At 50.1% G+C, this 16,278-nt stretch carries 15 protein-coding genes; 1 reads left to right on the forward strand and 14 read right to left on the reverse strand.

What is annotated here, in order from left to right; all coding sequences use genetic code 11:
* Nucleotides 1–19 precede the first annotated feature (19 nt).
* The 10 genes from C3Z11_RS11940 to C3Z11_RS11985 form a co-directional block, all read right to left on the reverse strand.
* A complete protein-coding gene (locus C3Z11_RS11940) occupies nt 20–844 on the reverse strand; it encodes a metal ABC transporter permease (protein WP_106478181.1) in 825 nt (274 codons plus the stop codon).
* A 23-nt stretch (nt 845–867) separates the two neighbouring features.
* The gene (locus C3Z11_RS11945) at nt 868–1,593 is read right to left on the reverse strand and encodes a metal ABC transporter ATP-binding protein (RefSeq protein ID WP_262927382.1); all 726 of its coding nucleotides are present in this window, start codon (nt 1,591–1,593) and stop codon (nt 868–870) included.
* Entirely contained in the window at nt 1,590–2,492 is a 903-nt protein-coding gene (locus C3Z11_RS11950; protein ID WP_106478183.1) for a metal ABC transporter solute-binding protein, Zn/Mn family, read from the reverse strand. Before C3Z11_RS11950 ends, C3Z11_RS11945 begins: the two co-directional genes overlap by 4 nt.
* 26 nt (nt 2,493–2,518) lie before the next feature.
* Complete coding sequence (locus tag C3Z11_RS11955) at nt 2,519–3,850, reverse strand: dihydroorotase (protein ID WP_106478184.1); 1,332 nt, start codon at nt 3,848–3,850, stop codon at nt 2,519–2,521.
* A gap of 56 nt (nt 3,851–3,906) precedes the next feature.
* The gene (locus tag C3Z11_RS11960; RefSeq protein WP_106478185.1) at nt 3,907–4,347 is read right to left on the reverse strand and encodes a Fur family transcriptional regulator; all 441 of its coding nucleotides are present in this window, start codon (nt 4,345–4,347) and stop codon (nt 3,907–3,909) included.
* Between the two features lie 100 nt (nt 4,348–4,447).
* Nucleotides 4,448–4,636, reverse strand: coding sequence for a hypothetical protein (locus tag C3Z11_RS11965; protein WP_106478186.1), 189 nt, complete (start codon nt 4,634–4,636; stop codon nt 4,448–4,450).
* A 216-nt stretch (nt 4,637–4,852) separates the two neighbouring features.
* The gene (locus C3Z11_RS11970; RefSeq protein WP_262927383.1) at nt 4,853–5,626 is read right to left on the reverse strand and encodes an SDR family NAD(P)-dependent oxidoreductase; all 774 of its coding nucleotides are present in this window, start codon (nt 5,624–5,626) and stop codon (nt 4,853–4,855) included.
* 88 nt (nt 5,627–5,714) lie between these two features.
* On the reverse strand, nt 5,715–8,006 hold the full coding sequence (locus C3Z11_RS11975; RefSeq protein WP_106478188.1) for an ATP-dependent DNA helicase: 2,292 nt from the start codon (nt 8,004–8,006) through the stop codon (nt 5,715–5,717).
* The gene (locus C3Z11_RS11980; RefSeq protein ID WP_106478189.1) at nt 8,003–9,682 is read right to left on the reverse strand and encodes a VRR-NUC domain-containing protein; all 1,680 of its coding nucleotides are present in this window, start codon (nt 9,680–9,682) and stop codon (nt 8,003–8,005) included. Before C3Z11_RS11980 ends, C3Z11_RS11975 begins: the two co-directional genes overlap by 4 nt.
* Before the next feature lie 74 nt (nt 9,683–9,756).
* Entirely contained in the window at nt 9,757–11,205 is a 1,449-nt protein-coding gene (locus tag C3Z11_RS11985; RefSeq protein WP_106478190.1) for an FAD-binding oxidoreductase, read from the reverse strand.
* 282 nt (nt 11,206–11,487) lie between these two features.
* Here C3Z11_RS11985 and C3Z11_RS11990 point away from each other — a divergent pair, with 282 nt between their 5' ends.
* Nucleotides 11,488–12,153 (forward strand): DUF1161 domain-containing protein, encoded by a 666-nt coding sequence (locus C3Z11_RS11990; protein ID WP_106478191.1) that lies wholly within the window; start codon nt 11,488–11,490, stop codon nt 12,151–12,153.
* Between the two features lie 67 nt (nt 12,154–12,220).
* Here the strand turns inward: C3Z11_RS11990 and C3Z11_RS11995 are convergent, their stop codons facing one another.
* The 4 genes from C3Z11_RS11995 to gorA all read right to left on the reverse strand — a co-directional run bounded on the left by C3Z11_RS11995 (nt 12,221) and on the right by gorA (nt 16,199).
* A complete protein-coding gene (locus C3Z11_RS11995) occupies nt 12,221–12,661 on the reverse strand; it encodes an ectoine synthase (RefSeq protein ID WP_106478192.1) in 441 nt (146 codons plus the stop codon).
* An 86-nt stretch (nt 12,662–12,747) separates the two neighbouring features.
* Nucleotides 12,748–14,013, reverse strand: coding sequence for a diaminobutyrate--2-oxoglutarate transaminase (gene ectB / locus C3Z11_RS12000; protein WP_106478193.1), 1,266 nt, complete (start codon nt 14,011–14,013; stop codon nt 12,748–12,750).
* Nucleotides 14,014–14,031: 18 nt separating this feature from the next.
* Nucleotides 14,032–14,571, reverse strand: a complete 540-nt coding sequence (gene ectA, locus C3Z11_RS12005; RefSeq protein ID WP_394810212.1) for a diaminobutyrate acetyltransferase — start codon at nt 14,569–14,571, stop codon at nt 14,032–14,034.
* A 266-nt stretch (nt 14,572–14,837) separates the two neighbouring features.
* Nucleotides 14,838–16,199, reverse strand: coding sequence for a glutathione-disulfide reductase (gorA, locus tag C3Z11_RS12010; RefSeq protein WP_106478195.1), 1,362 nt, complete (start codon nt 16,197–16,199; stop codon nt 14,838–14,840).
* Between the last annotated feature and the right edge of the window lie 79 nt (nt 16,200–16,278).

Below are 16,278 nucleotides of genomic sequence, written 5' to 3' on the forward strand. Positions count from 1 at the left end.
GAATATTCCTGGCATAAAGTTAAGCAGTGAAACGACGAATGAGCCGGCGACTTAGCAACGATATGATATAGCCAGTTCCCGCCAGCAAGACAATTGTCGCACCACTAGGCAGGTCGGCCTGCCATGAAAGCGCCAGACCACCGATAGTAAAGACACTACCTGCAATTGCAGCAATCAGCATCATCCCCGCCAACGAACGGGCATGGTGTCCCGCTAATGCAGCAGGCAATGTCAGTAGGGCGATTACCATGATCAATCCCACAGCCTGAAGCAATAGCACGACCGTAACCGCCACGAGACATAGCAGTAATAAATAGAGAAATTTCGTTGGCACGCCACGCAGCCGAGCAAATTCTTCATCGAATATGACCGCTGTCAATGGTCGGTGAATCAGCCAGAGGATAACGGCCAATCCAACCAGAATTGCCAGCAATACCTTGACTAATCCTTCAGAAGACAACAGCAGATTTCCGAATAGATAGCTCATCAAGTTAGCGTTGTAGCCGGGCGTCTGGCTAATAAACAGTACACCTACGGCCATGCCGACCGCCCAAAGGGCACCAATGAGCGTATCTTCCTGATCAACACCGCTTAAACTGATCGAGCCGATCAGCAGTGCCGCCACAATCGCACAAACAAAAGCACCGACAATGGGTGAGCTACCAATAAAATAAGCGATCCCCATGCCGGCTAGAACGGTGTGAGCGATACCGCCAGCAAGATAGCCGATACGGCGAACAACGACATAGGGCCCGACCAGCCCCCCAGCAAGACTGGCCAGCACCCCGACAAGCAGCGCTTGGCGTAGAAATGACTGAGTAAAAAGCGCGTTGATAAAATCCATGGATATCTGCGTCTAAAGAGCAATCAGTGGTGATGATGAATCATCTGGACCTGCTCACCGTAAAGCTGGGAGATGGTATCTGCCGTAACAGATTCGGTTGAATGACTCAGTAACGTTCTGTTCAGGCAAGCGACCTGATCAACATAATCGCTGATAAAGCCAAGATCATGAGAGATCAGTACCAGTGTCATGTCACGCTTGAAACTGGCAAACAGCTCAAATAGGGATCGTTCACCATTACTATCAACGCTTGCAGTAGGCTCATCGAGCAACAGCACATCCGGTTGAGAGGCCAGGGCACGTGCAATCAAAACGCGCTGTAGTTGCCCGCCGGAAAGTGAATCAATATGACGATAACGTAGATGAGTAATCTCTAGTGTTTCAAGTACACCATCGACCTTCTGGCGATCACGTCGGCGCCAAGGCCCCCACATATGCCCCTTGCCAAGCAATCCCATCAGTACAACATCCTCAACCGAAATGGGAAAGGAGCGCGCAAAGCGCGCAAACTGAGGGACATAGCCTATACGGCGAGAGGCCTGAGTGGGCGTTTGTCCAAAGATACGTATCCGCCCCTGTTGGGGCGCCAATAGCCCCAGCATTAGCCGTAGCAGGGTACTTTTGCCTCCCCCGTTGGGGCCAATCAGGCCAACAAATCCACCATGCGGAACGCACAGGGACACATTATCGAGCACTAGCTGCCTCTCGAATGAAAATGATACCCCATCAATTTCTATAGCATGGGTCATGATTTATCACGCTGAGACTTCTCGAAACCTGCAACGAGTGTATCGGTAATACGCTGCAGATTCTCAATGTAATCGGCGGCAAGCGGGTCGATAGTGGTCACCTCAGCATCAAGTGACTGTGCCAGGCGGCGCGCCGCCGCTTGAGAGAATTGTTCCTGCACAAAGATGACATGAATATTATGTTCACGTGCCTGTTCGATAAGCTCGCTTAGCGACCTAGGCGTAGGCTCTCGGCCGTTAAGCTCAATCGGTAGCTGAGTCAGATGGAAGCGGTCGGCATAATACCCCCAAGCGGGATGATACACCATGAAGGATTGACCTTCGTAAGGTTTGAGCTGGCTGGCGATTTCCCGTGTCTTGTCGTTGAGCGTCTTGACTACTTCAGCTTCACGCGCGCGGATGTCTGCGGCACGCTCAGGAAGTTGTTCGACCAGAGCGTCGGCAGCCTTATGAGCCATCTGAACCATCAACTGAGGGTCGAGCCATACATGAGGGTCCGCTGCGCCTTCGTGACCATGTTCATGGTCGTGGTCGTGGTCGTGGTCGCCATCATGATGGTGCGCTTCTATGCTACGCAGCGGTAAATCCTCATGAAGATCCACAATGTTGAGCTGAGGCGCCTGTGATGCCATGCGATCGAGCCAAGCCGCCTCGAAAGGGACCCCAATGGCAAAATAAATCGATGTCTCGGTCAAAGCACTTAGCTGTTTCGGGGTAGGTGAATACTCTTCAGGTTCAAGCCCGGGCTTCACCAACGTCATCACATCAACATCATCGCCGCCCAACTGCGTAATCAGCCATTGCTCCGGCACAATACTTACAGCAACTTTCAGCGGTGCTGCGAATACGCCTGGCGAAGCAGCAAGTAATAAACTGGCCAGAAGCAAACGTGCTCTCATTTCATAACCCTTTTATAAAAACAAAATTATCGGTTGTACGTCAGACGCGAGCCAGGCGCTTGTGCATTAATACGTGAGCCATCCCACACTTTGATGCCATTAACGAATGTCGCAGAAATCTGGGCACGGAAGTTCGTGCCTTCAAACGGGCTCCAGCCACACTTGTAGAGAAGCGAGGATGGCGTAACGGTAGTGGTCTTTTCCAGATCGACAAGCACTAGATCGGCAAAATATCCTTCGCGAATGAAGCCTCGCTCGGCTACTTCAAACCGCTTAGCCACGTTATGGCTGGTTTTCTCAACAATAGTTTCGAGGCTGAAATAACCGGATTTGACCTGATCAAGTAAGGAAAGCAGGGCATGTTGCACTAGGGGCAATCCCGATGGAGCCTTGAAATACGTGTTGTTTTTTTCTTCACGGGTATGCGGTGCATGATCGGTAGCGATAACGTCGATACGGCCATCGTTGATGGCATCACGCAATGCTTGCCGATCAGCCGCCGTCTTGATGGCTGGATTGCATTTGATGTCGGCACCAAGGCGATCATAATCTTCATCACAAAACCACAGATGGTGTACGCAGGCCTCACTGGTGATCAGCTTGCCTTCGACCGGCCCGGGCGTGAAAAGCGACATTTCATCGGCTGTGGTCAGATGCAAAACATGCAGGCGGGTTTCAAAACGCTTGGCGAGTTCCACCGCCATAGTTGAGCTTTTCAAGCAGGCTTCTCGTGACCGGATCTCGCCATGCAGCCGAAAAGGGACGTTTTCGCCATACTGCTCACGTGCTCGGCGCTCATGTTCTTGAATCATCGGCGTATCTTCACAATGCGTGATGATCGGAATTGGCGCATGGTCGAACATTTGTTCAAGAATATGAGGGTCATCTACCAGCATATTGCCCGTCGACGATCCCATGAATATTTTGATGCCACAGGTGGCACGGGGATCCAGTGACTTGATAGCTTCGAGATTGTCGTTACTCGCACCGTGGTAGAACGCGTAATTGGCATATGCACGGCCATGCGCAAGGGCAAACTTGGCTTCGAGCGCCTCACTGTTCAACGTCGGCGGATTAACGTTGGGCATATCCATGAAGCTGGTGATACCACCCGCCACGGCGGCCGCTGACTCGGTGGCCATATCACCTTTAGCGGTTAAACCCGGTTCGCGAAAGTGAACCTGGTCATCAATCATGCCTGGGAGTAAATAGCGACCTGCTGCATCGAGCGTCTCGCGAGCCGGCTGATCGATCTTTGTCGCCAGCGTGGCAATACGCCCACCCTTGATACCCACATCAAGCGTTTGTATGCGGCCTTCATTGACGACTCGCGCGTTGACGATGCATAGATCGAGCATAACTCCTCCTACCTAAATAAAATTAATGTTATAACATACCAAAAAAGAACACAACGTCAGGTAGCACGACACTCAGCACACAATCCCGAGAGCTCAATTGTTTGACGCTCAATCGAAAAACCATGCGATGCGGCAACTTGATCCAGCAGAGTCGTGACATCGTGCTGATGTATCTCTTCGACAAGCCCGCAGTTGCGACAGATCATCAACTGGAAGCCTCGAGAATGATTAGGGCAAGGGCAGGCGACATAGGCATTAAAGGATTCGATGCGGTGAACCAGACCCTGTTCGATCAGAAAATCAAGCGCTCTATAAACAGTAGGTGGACGCGCTGCAGCATGCTCACTCGATAAGCGATCCAGCAACTCATAAGCTTTTAAACCACTGGGCGACTCACTGATCATTTCGAAAACACGACGGCGGATGGGGGTGAAACGCACACCTTGCTGGTGACAGCGATCCTCGGCAAGGCTCAGCATATTGGTCATGTCAGGCATTGGAACTCTCTAAAATAGATACTCTTTAAAATATCGAAACGCAGCCTTTAAGTTAAGTCTCAACAGTAACGGTAGTGCTTTGAGAAAAATATAGGCAAAGCTAATGGCTGAGCAGCACGTAGGCCAGAGGAACAACGCCACATAGCATGACGATTGCGGCTTTCCAGCTCGTTTTGACGATAAACTGTTCCTGGCCAGTGGTATTAAGTAAAGACACTATTTTAGCTGCCAGAAAAAAAGCGTAACCAAAACAGGCAAGCGCAAAAACTACGGTGATGACCAACAACATGACGGCCTCATGCGGAGAAGATGTCGACTATATGTGGGGATATGATCTTAAAAGATAAAACCTGTCTGTACGAGAAGCTAAGGACGCAGGTAAATGAGGTCCAGTATAGAGCCGTGATTATTTTTGCATATCATATTTAACATAATATACATTATGCGAAACCATGGTTCTGCAGAAGGCGCTGCTACTAGCAGCGCCTTACAACCACCAATATCATCATGCTTGCCGAGGTTGCCCATTGGACGCTGACAAACCGCCATCTACAGGTAGATTAACGCCATTGACGAAACGTGCATCATGGCTGGCAAGAAATGCAATCACATCACCGACTTCTTCCGGCTCTGCCGCCCGTCCTATCGGAATACGCTCTTTAAACGCGCTCATGAGCGACTCGTCATCTGCCATATCCTTGGTCAGCTCACTCCAGGTCAACGTTGGGCAAACGGCATTGATGCGAATACCATCGGTGCCATGATCCATGGCCAGCGCACGAGTAAAGTTAGTAACCGCGCCCTTGGCTGCATTATAAAAGCTCATGCCCCAGTCACCGCCCAGACCGGACACTGAAGACACATTGATAATGGAACCCTGTTGCTTGATCAATTGTGGAATTGCCGCACGGCAGCAATAAAAAACACCGTCCAGGTCGATCGACATCACTTTCTGCCAATCTTCAACGCTTGCCTCAGTGACTTTGCCCGAAGCTGCAGTACCTGCATTATTAACCAGAACGTCTAAACGCCCGAATTTTTCGACAACGTCCTTAACTAACGCCTCAACATCTTCTAGATTCGAGACATCCGTAGGCCTCACGAAGGTGCGATCGGATAATTCCCGTGCTACTTCTTCGAGCTTTTCCTGCGTACGTCCGACTAAAACGACATGAGCGCCTTCGCTATCGAAGCGTTTAGCCGTTGCCTTACCGATACCTGAGCCTGACCCGGTTACAATAACGACCTGAGCGGTGAAACGATTCATCCCTGATGTCATGTTGCATTACTCCCAAATAACGACTGCATCGAGTCTCATTGATCACCCAATAAAAGGTAGAGCAAAGTCTACGTCGATGCTTAAGGGTTCACTCTCGCCTGATATTCCACCATTTGGGTAACAGGTACTGAATCTCGGCATGCGTAAACCGGTCGTCAATAAGAAAGACAGCGCCTTTATCCTGTTGAGTACGAATCACCCTCCCCGCTGCTTGAACAACCTTCTGCATACCGGGATAGAGATAAGTGTAGCGATAGCCATCGCCAAACAGTGATTGCATCCGCTTTTTGATCTGTTCATTGACAGCATTCATTTGCGGTAATCCCAGCGTGGCGATAAAAGCACCTACAAGGCGCTTCCCCGGTAAATCTACTCCCTCTCCGAAGGCTCCGCCCAGTACAGCGAAGGCGACGCCACGGCCATCAGATGTGAACTGATCGAGAAAGGCTTGTCGCGCATGCTCATCCATGTGCCGTTCTTGTATCCAGATCGAAATATCTGGATACCGCGCGCTGAACACTTCCACTACTTGCTGGAGATAATCAAAACTGCTGAAAAATGTTAGATAATTGCCCGGCGACTTTTCGTATTGGCGGGCAACCAATGCCGCAATGGGTTCAAGCGATGCCCTACGATGCTGAAAACGCGTCGATATCTGCCGATTGACATGAACCTCAAGCTGCTCATGGCTGAACGGTGTATCGACTTCTATCCACGGCGTGCCATCAGGTAATCCCAGCAAGTTCTTGTAGAAATGACCGGGGCTCAATGTTGCCGAGAACAACACTGTTGCACGTGAGGCTTCGAATTTTAATTTCATGAAGGGCGCGGGAACCACATTTCGTAGACACAGCATGGATGTGCTTTGCCCTTTCCTCTTCTTATCTTCGTTTCCTTCGGATTTCGTGATATCGAATAGAAAATTAGCATCAAAAAGTTCTGCAATTTGTCCAAAGCGCAGCGCATCAAAATAAAAGCGTTGTAATATGCTATCGATGCCGATGGGATGTTCCGTGAGATAATCGGTAATTGCTGAAGCAGTATGCTGTAGCACTAGCAGAAACTTGGCCGGAGCCTCGTCATAAGCGCCGTAACTGGACGCCTGCTCCTTGTTGAGCATATTCCATTGGCGACTAAGGCGGTCCAGCGGCTTCTTGAGGGCTGAAGGCGCTATGCGACGCAGGTAGTTAAATCCCACCTGATCCAACTCGGCGGTATACATCTTTCGCCCACGCTCAATCATGTTATGGGCTTCATCGACCAGTACGCTGACACGCCACTGATTGATTCTGGTCATGGCATAGAGCATCGCGCTGACATCGAAATAATAGTTGTAATCACCGACGATAACGTCGCTCCAGCGTGTCATTTCCTGACTCAAGTAATAGGGGCAAACGTTGTGCTCTAGCGCTACAGTACGCAGTGCATGGTGATCAAGCATACGGCATTCAAGAGCTGCCTCCCGAGCCGCTGGCAAACGATCATAGAACCCCTGTGCCAGCGGGCAGGAATCACCATGGCATGCCCTGTCAGGGTGTTCGCACGCTTTGTCGCGTGCGGTGAGTTCAAGTACGCGCAGCGGCAAAGATGGTTCATGCTCCGCGTGGGCATTGGACAATAATTGCTTCAGCGCATCGAGCGCCAAACGTCGCCCAGGTGTTTTCGCGGCAAGAAAGAAAAGTTTATCGAGCTGCTGGGAAGGAAATGCTTTAAGCAGTGGGAATAGTGTTCCCATTGTCTTGCCGATGCCTGTCGGCGCCTGGAGCATAAGGCAACGCCCGGTACTTACGGCTTTATATGCAGCCTCAGCCAATTGACGCTGACCGACACGGAATTCGCCAAATGGAAAGCGCAATTCTCGCAGCGCTTGATTACGTGCCGACTGATGAGCTAGCTCCTGCTCTGCCCAGCCGAGAAAGAAACTGCACTTATGTTCAAAAAACTGTTCAAGCAAGTTTGGTGAAAACACCTCGCTTATTACGGTTTCCTGCTGGGTGACGATATTGAAATACACAAGAGCCAGCCTGACTTCAGGCAATTCAAGCTTGCAACAAAGTAGCCAGCCGTAAATCTTGGCCTGGGCCCAATGAAGTTGCCGATGGTTTTCCGGCATAAGGTTCAGGTCACCGCGATAGGTCTTTACCTCTTCCAGCTGATTCAATACAGGGTCATACCCATCGGCTCGTCCACGCACCACAAGGTGCTGATATGCGCCTTCAAGCGTGATTTCAGTCTGATAATCTGCATGGCGTCTTGAGGCGACCAGTCCGTGCCCTGCTATACCTTCTTGTGCCGACGGAGAAGGCGTGAAACACAGGTCCAAGTCGCCTGCTTTGGCTGTAAATTCACATAGTGCCCGAACCGCAACGCGATACTTCACGCCTCAGACGCCTCGTAAGGTGACGTCGCCCATTGCACATAACACACCGCTACAGGCATGTCGTGCTGTGTACAAAACTCAAGCCAGCGCAGTTGATTATCCTGTAGCCGGTCGCCTGGCCCTTTCACTTCGATCATTTTGTACCGACGCTCATTCGGCCAGAACTGGATTAAATCGGGAAAGCCTGCGCGATTAGCCTTGAGATCAATGAGCATGCGCTCAAACCATTGCTTAAGATGTTTAGCTGGCAGGCATGTCAGCGCCTGATCCAGCAAGGCCTCACTTATGGCTTCCCAGTAAATAAAAGGCGATTGAATCCCCTGCTTGGCAGCGAAGTTGTTCCATATCGTGGTTTGGTACGCTGCCGAGTCGAGTTGAGACAGGCAGGCCTCAAATAATGCTGCCCGTTTATGATAAAAATCGGCTCGTAACAGATCTGCCGGCCCGACGTGAAAAGGATGAAAAAAAGCGCCTGGCACCGCTGCGAAAATCGTATCCCAGCACAACAGACCAAATAGCGCATTGAGCAGCGTGTTCTCGACATAATGCACCGGGCCTTCTTTCTTGCTGAGATGGTCACGCACGGCGGCTTCAACGCTTTCCCCCGCGGGTTTAGGCAATTTAAGCGTCATACGCTCAAACGCAATGCTGCCCTGCTTAGGCAACTGAGGTAGCCCGAGCTTACGTCGTAAGCGCGGCAATATGCGCTGCACATGCTGCTTTTCAGCTTCGCTTTCCGGTGTGGCTTCAGCGTCTTGGGCCACATCGAACGCCTCATCATATTGCCCGCTGCGCTCCAGCACACGCAGCCGCCGGACACGCGCACCGGGATAGGCACATGCCTTATAGAGCGTTACCGCCGTTGCAGGCTCGTTCATTCGCTCATGGTGCTGCGCTAGTTGATAAAGCAGTTTGGCTCGGCGAGATTCAAGCCAGCTATTAGTTGTTATTGGGCCTGGCAAGGCTTCTAAAATGGTGACTGCAGATTCGCCCTGTTCGAATCGCTCACGACAGTCATGGATATGCAAATAGAGGTCAATATCGTCGCGCGTCCGAAAAGCACGTGATGACATGGAAAATTCGACCGTCTCATAACGGTAGACACCTAACTCAGCGAGTACGAATTCCGACCAGTCCTGACGCAAGTTGCCGAAGAGCATTAGTCTGAATCGATCGCACATGCCCATGATGGTCAGCGCGTAGAGGCACTCATCAGCGTCTTCGCACCAGCCCTTGAAGCATCTGACCTCTTCAGAGCTCTCTTCTTGCAATGCCTCACGCACCTTTTCCAGCATCTCCCTCTTGGATATAGTCGCCTTGGGCAAGTATTGCTTGAAATTCGCTGTGATCTCTTTTTTTGTCAGCAATCCAAAGAGTTGTTCAAGTGTCAGTGTCGGTTCAAGGTCGACCCAACCATGCTGCTGCAAAGGCACTATGGCTTGTTCAGCTAGTCCGATCTCTTCATACGTCAGTTTGCTGGCGCGGAACACTATCCCCTTGCGCATGATCATTCTGACCAGCAACGCTTGCGAGGCCTGAGGAAGAGATAAAAAACACTCAATGAAATCCTGTTCCGGAGCGCTCAATAAATCACTGTAACGTGCCCGGACCCAGCGCAGAACATTGCAGAAATTGACAAGGTAATAGAAAGGATCATCGAGCGTGCCGTTTATCACTCAGAAACACCAATGCTGTTTATCCATACAGCATGATAACAGCCGTCTGCTGATGTGAAAAAGCGAATATCAGATTACTTATTCATGGATGACTTGATCATGCTGGCGGGCAGGACGCGATCAGCACTCATCAAGCAATCAGGATCAAACGCGCGTTTAATACTCACCAATAGTTCCCGCTCAGCCTCGGAAGCCCGTTTCAGGTAAGCCTGTTGCTTGATACGGCCGATACCATGCTCCGCGCTAATACTGCCGTTGAAGCGATCAAGCACGTCAAAGATAAGCTCTTCGAGTTCATGCAACACCGTTACGGCCTGTTCCGCGGCCATGCCTGGCGGCGGCAATATATTGAAATGGAGATTGCCATCTCCGACGTGCCCATAGGGAATGACGGTCGATTCAGGGGAATAATGCGTAACCACAGTCGTCGCCTCATCGACAAAATCGGCTAGTGCTGAGATCGGTACGGATACATCGGTGCGGAGATGCTCGCCACGCATACGCTGCCCTTCCAGCATACTCTCGCGGATAAACCATAACTGGAGTGCTTGTGCACTACTCGCGGCAAGAACGCCATCGAGTATCAGCTCAGCCGTCATGCCCTGCTCCACAAAATTCTCCATCATTTGAGCCAGATCAACAGGCCCAGTGGCCGCTGTTTCCATTAAGACATAATACGGATAAGCGACATCCAACGGGTCAGTCAGCTGAGGAGCAGCCTCAAAAGCCAGTTCCATACATTTGCGCGGGATCAATTCAAAGGCCGACAGCAGATCACTACAGCTGCGGCGTGCCAGCGTATAAAGCTGCATAGCCGCTGCCACTGAAGGTATCGCCAGCAATGCTGTCTGTGTCTGCTCCGGCTTGGGAAAAAGCTTTAATACGGCTGCAGTGACGATGCCGAGGGTCCCTTCACTGCCGATGAATAACTGCTTGAGATTATAAGCACGGTTATCCTTGCGCAGCGCTGTCATGCCGTTCCAGATGCGTCCATCAGGTAGCACCACTTCAAGCCCGAGCACGAGTTCACGCATCATTCCGTAGCGCAGCACATTAAGGCCGCCGGCATTGGTGGCAATATTGCCGCCAATCTGACAGCTCCCTTGTGCGCCCAACGAGAGCGGGAAGAAGCATTCCTGTTCTTCAGCAATACGTTTGATTTCTTCCAGCACACAACCGCCGTCAACGACCATGGTAAACCCGACCGGGTCGATACTATGCACACGGTTCATGCGTTCAAGACTAATAACAATCTCATTGTTATCTTTATCAGGAAGTGCGCCGCCCACAAGCCCCGTATGGCCGCCCTGTGGCACCATTCGGACACCATTTTCTCGGCATAAACGAACGACAGCAGCGACCTCTTCAGTCGTTTTGGGCCGCGCTACTGCTAAAGGTTCGCCAAGCCGATGACCTGCCCAATCCTGGGTATAACGGGCAAAGTCCTCTGGAGGTTGGAGAATCGCATTCGCGCCAAGCAGTGCGACCAGAGCATCGATAAAATTCGCCTTGCTTGTATCCATTATTCTTTGCCTTGAATGATAACGCTGTCGGGAATGGTAGATAGCTCTACTTTCAGTCATCTGGTCTTACGCGCATCTATTCCAACAGGCATGTAACAAGTAGACAGAATCGAAAGCAATTATATAAAAGCCTAATGTGCGATTATTGAACTCTCGGCACAAAATATAATCCGGTAAATCCAGGCCGGTACAGTAGCGAACACAATTCCAGTAAAACTCTGATCTCAATAAATGCTATTTTGGAAAAGAAGGATCATTTATGACTGCAAGGAGCGTGTCATCATGAAGAACGTATTTCTGTATTCTAGTGTGCTTGCCTTGGGCTATTTTCCGTTAACGGCAGCAGCCTCATGTGAAGATGTAATGGCGCAGATCGCCCAGAAAATAGAAGCCAATGGTGTCCCTACATCACAGTTTCAACTTGATGCCCTGCCTAATGCAGAAGCGAACGAGGCTGGTGGGCAGATTGTTGGTTCCTGTGAGAACGGCACTCGCAAGATTGTTTACTCTCGTAAAAGCGCTCAAGCAGGGACAAGCAATATCCCTAGTACCGGGTCCCCCGAAGAACGCCAAGCCACTCCGAACAAGCAATCATCTTCTGATACTCAAACAGCACTGACTAAGCAAACCACTACGGAAGAGCTCCAGCCAGAGGCGCAATCTACTTCGAGTGATCAAACCTCCGCAGAAGAATCCCAGCCTGAGGCGCAGTCCTCTTCAAGTGAGCAAACCTCCGCAGAAGAATCCCAGCCTGAGGCGCAGTCCTCTTCAAGTGAGCAAACCTCCGCAGAAGAGTCCCAGCCTGAGGCGCAGCCTTCTTCCAGCAACAAACAGACCTCAACGGAAGGATCTCAACCCAGCGCGCAAAATACATCTGTATCAGGAGACCTGCGCACCGTGGAAGAAAGGTACAAGTTTCTTCTCGAAGGCACTGACTCAGACGTATGAGGTAATTTGCATAAACAAAAAAGGCCGCTCTTTTCGGCGGCCTCTAGGTAAAACCAAAGCTAGACAATTATTCATCTGTGAGTTCGTAAGAACCGTCCTTATGACGCACTTCCAACTCATCTGCCAATTCATAAGAACCATCTTCGCGGTGCACTTCACGGCCACTCAATGCCGGATTGAAGACACACGCTACCGTCATGCCTTTTTCCTTGCCCCGTAACCAATGCTCGTCGTGCTCGTTGAGCAAGTACATATCACCCGCTTTGATAGTGTGTATTTTGCCATCAGCAATGGTTTCTACTTCACCCTCGCCTTCATAGCAAAATACTGCTTCAAAATGATGCTTATAGTGAATATGTGTTTCCGTACCTGGATGAATGCGCGTGATATTGAAGGAAAAGCCAACGTTGTCATTAGAAAGAACTAAACGCGTACTGTCCCAATTACCGTTCTCGGCTTCAACATAGCGCTCTGATTTGCGACATTCTTCAAGGTTACGCACGATCATATTGGGTATCCCTTTTCTTTGTTGATCGGTAAGACTATTAACAATACCGGTCACGTTGGACCGGTATTGTTGAGGAAAAATTAAGCTTATTTATTGATAACGCTTTGGACACTGTCTTCGAGTATATCGAGACCTTTTGCCAGTTCATCGTCTGTAATGGTCAATGAACAGAGGCACTTAACCACTTGACCTGCCTGCCCACTCGTTTCAATCACCAAGCCACGTTCGAATGCACCATGCGTGATCTGGCCTGCAAGCTCACCACTTTTAACATCAATACCACGCATCAGACCACGGCCACGTTCGCTGGCTGGATGACCCGCTTCGGTAAGCATACGAGCAAGTTTTTCGAATCGATCCTTGACCACGTCGCCCTTGCGTTGAACCTCACGCTCGAACGTATCATCGCGCCAGAACTGGCGAAGAGTTTCTGCAGCAGTCACCATCGCCAGGTTATGACCACGGAATGTGCCGTTGTATTGACCCGCAGTCCACTTATCGAGATCGCGGCGCATAAGCACCATGGCAAATGGCAAACCGTAACCGGAAAGCGACTTAGAGTTGGTAACAATGTCTGGCTTGATACCCGCATGTTCAAAGCTGAAAAACTTGCCGGTACGTCCGCAGCCTGCCTGGATATCATCGATGATCAGCAGGATGTCACGTTTTTTACAGATGTCTGCCAGACGTTTGATCCATTCAACTGAGGCTGCATTGATACCGCCCTCGCCTTGTACCATTTCGACAATGGCCGCTGCCGGACGATCAAGACCACTTGATTTATCATCAAGTGCTTTCTCGACATAATCGAGTGTATCGACGCCTTCGCCTAAGTAACCATCGTACGGCATGAACTGTGCACCGATAGCCGGCACGCCCAGAGCCTCACGGAACTTTGCATTCCCGGTCGTTGCCAGTGCGCCCATCGTTACACCGTGAAATCCATTGGTAAACGACATGATGTTGGGACGACCAGTAATCTTACGTGCCAAACGAATAGCAGCTTCGACAGCATTTGTTCCTGTCGGCCCGGGCAATTGAATCTTGTAATCCAATCCACGCGGTTTGAGGATCACATCTTCAAGCGTTTGATAAAAATCCTGTTTGGCACTGGTCCAGAAATCGAGGCCGTGTACGATGCCGTCACGTGATATGTAGTCAACAAGCGCTTCCTTGAGAAGCGGATTATTGTGGCCATAGTTCAGCGTGCCGGCACCCGCAAGAAAGTCGATATACTCCTTGCCGTCTTCCGACCACAACGTTGCACCACGAGCCTGATTGAAGACTATGGGAAAAGAACGTGAATAGGTACGTACATCAGATTCGATGCGTTCAAAAAATTCGTTTGCCATAGTGTTAGTCATCCCTGATTAAATTTGTGTCGGATCGAACGGCCCAATGCGAACAAGATTCTCGGGATCATGTTCACCACCTAGCTGTTCCTCGGAAAAATATTCGCGGCTGTTGAGTGGCGCTTTCCAGCGTTCAGCCAATCGTTTGAAAAGCCCCCAGGACGCTTCATTATCTGGCGTGATCGTTGTTTCCAAATGGCGTACATCAGCTTGATGAGGCCTTTTCAAGACAGCTTCGACCAGTCGACGAGAAAGCCCCGTGCCACGAGCTTTTTTGCCCACTGCCACCTGCCACAAGAAATAAGTATCAGGAGAATTGGCTTTTACATAGCCTGATACGAAACCGACAATTTCACCCTCAATATCAGTCGCTACCGCGCAGCGATCACGAAACTGGGTGGCGAGTAAAAGATAGGCATATGCTGAATTTACATCGAGGGGAGGACATGCTTTGACCAATTCATAAATTCCCCAACCATCATCCGTATTGGGGGGGCGAATAAAAATGGGTGTTTCGCCTTCTATGATGGATTCGGCTGTGGCTGGTGGATATGTCATGTCTGTTGTTGATGTGAAATTCTGGTTTGTCGTGGTCATGATAATTTTCGCTGTAGCGAATTAAGTTGTAACCATAACAACTAGTTATCGAACAATCAAACCAGTTTTTATTACAACTGGCTTTAATCATAATAATTACTTATCTTGAGGCGTTATAAACGTCTATAGAGTTCTTTTTAAGAACTATAGACAACAAAAGCCGCCTTAGCGGCTTTTGTTTTAGTATTTTTTTATTCTAGATAACGGTATAAAGAAAGTTCAAAGAATCAATGCCGCGTGATCTCTCTCATCGTAACGAACTCTTCGGCACTTGTGGGATGAATGCCAATAGTTGCATCAAAATCAGCTTTGGTCAGTTGAGCCCGTATGGCAATCGCTATGCCCTGAATAAGCTCACCGGCATCCTCTCCAACCATATGGGCACCGACGACCCGGTCCGAGGCATCATCTACTATCAATTTCATCATGCTACGCTCCTCTGATCCGGAAAGCGTATGCTTCATGGGCCGAAAGGTAGTGCTATAAACACGTATCCTCTCGAATCGCTTACGCGCCATCTCTTCACTTAGACCCACTGTGCCAATATTAGGATGGCAAAAAACTGCGGTGGCCACTGTCTCATAATCTATGGGCGCCGCCTCTCCTTTACCAAAGTGGCAATCGACCAGCCGCATCGCCTCGGCCAACGCTACAGGCGTTAGTTCAGGGCCATCGATCAGGTCGCCCAACGCTAAGATTGAAGGTGTTGTTGTCTGGTAACGGTCATCAATACGAATCTTGCCGTTGATTTCCTGTTCGACTGAAACGTTCTCAAGCCCCACATTATCAAGATTCGGTCTGCGTCCTGTCGCTGCCATCACGGCATCGACTTCAAGTTGTTCACCGTTAGAGAGATGTACGTGGTAAACCTCACCCTGTTTTTCAATGCGCTCGATAGTCGTCTCGAAATGCAGGTTTACGCCCTTTTTCAGCATTTCATCATGCGTGAACTCTCGTACTTCGCGATCGAATCCCCGCAAAAATAGAGAACCCCGATACACCAGATGAGAATCAGCGCCTAACCCATTGAATATACTGGCAAATTCTACAGCGATATATCCGCCCCCAAGCACCAGGAAGCGTTTTGGGAAGCGCTCAAGATCGAAGATGGCATTGGAGTCAAGAAAATGCTCCTTGCCCGGAATATCCGGTATCCAAGGCCACCCTCCCGTAGCAAGCAGGATTTTAGCGGCGCTGTATCGCTTACCGGCAACTTCAACATGCTGGGCATCGACAATACGTGCACGTCCATTAAATAACGTGACATTCGCGTTCTCGAGCAAACGTCTGTAGATCCCATTGAGCCGTTCAATTTCTGCTTTCTTGTTATCACGCAGCGTTGACCAACTAAAGGTCGGCGCCTGGCCCAACTGCCAACCGAACCCGGCACTCTCTGTAAAGCATTCGTGAAAATGGGCAGCATAGGAATAGAGCTTCTTGGGAACGCAGCCTACATTGACGCAAGTACCGCCTAGATAGCGGTCCTCGGCCATGCCTACACGTGCGCCATGGCTAGCTGCCATACGACCTGCGCGTACCCCACCTGACCCAGCTCCGATGACGAAGAGGTCAAAATCATAATCCGCCACGTGACGCTCCTGTTAAATTCGTGAATGAGACCAAGTGAAAATGCAGGTATCTTATCAGTGAGGCCTTTCTCCTTCACTG

Source organism: Phytohalomonas tamaricis, from assembly GCF_003012345.1.
GTDB classification, from domain to species: Bacteria; Pseudomonadota; Gammaproteobacteria; order Pseudomonadales; family Halomonadaceae; genus Phytohalomonas; species Phytohalomonas tamaricis.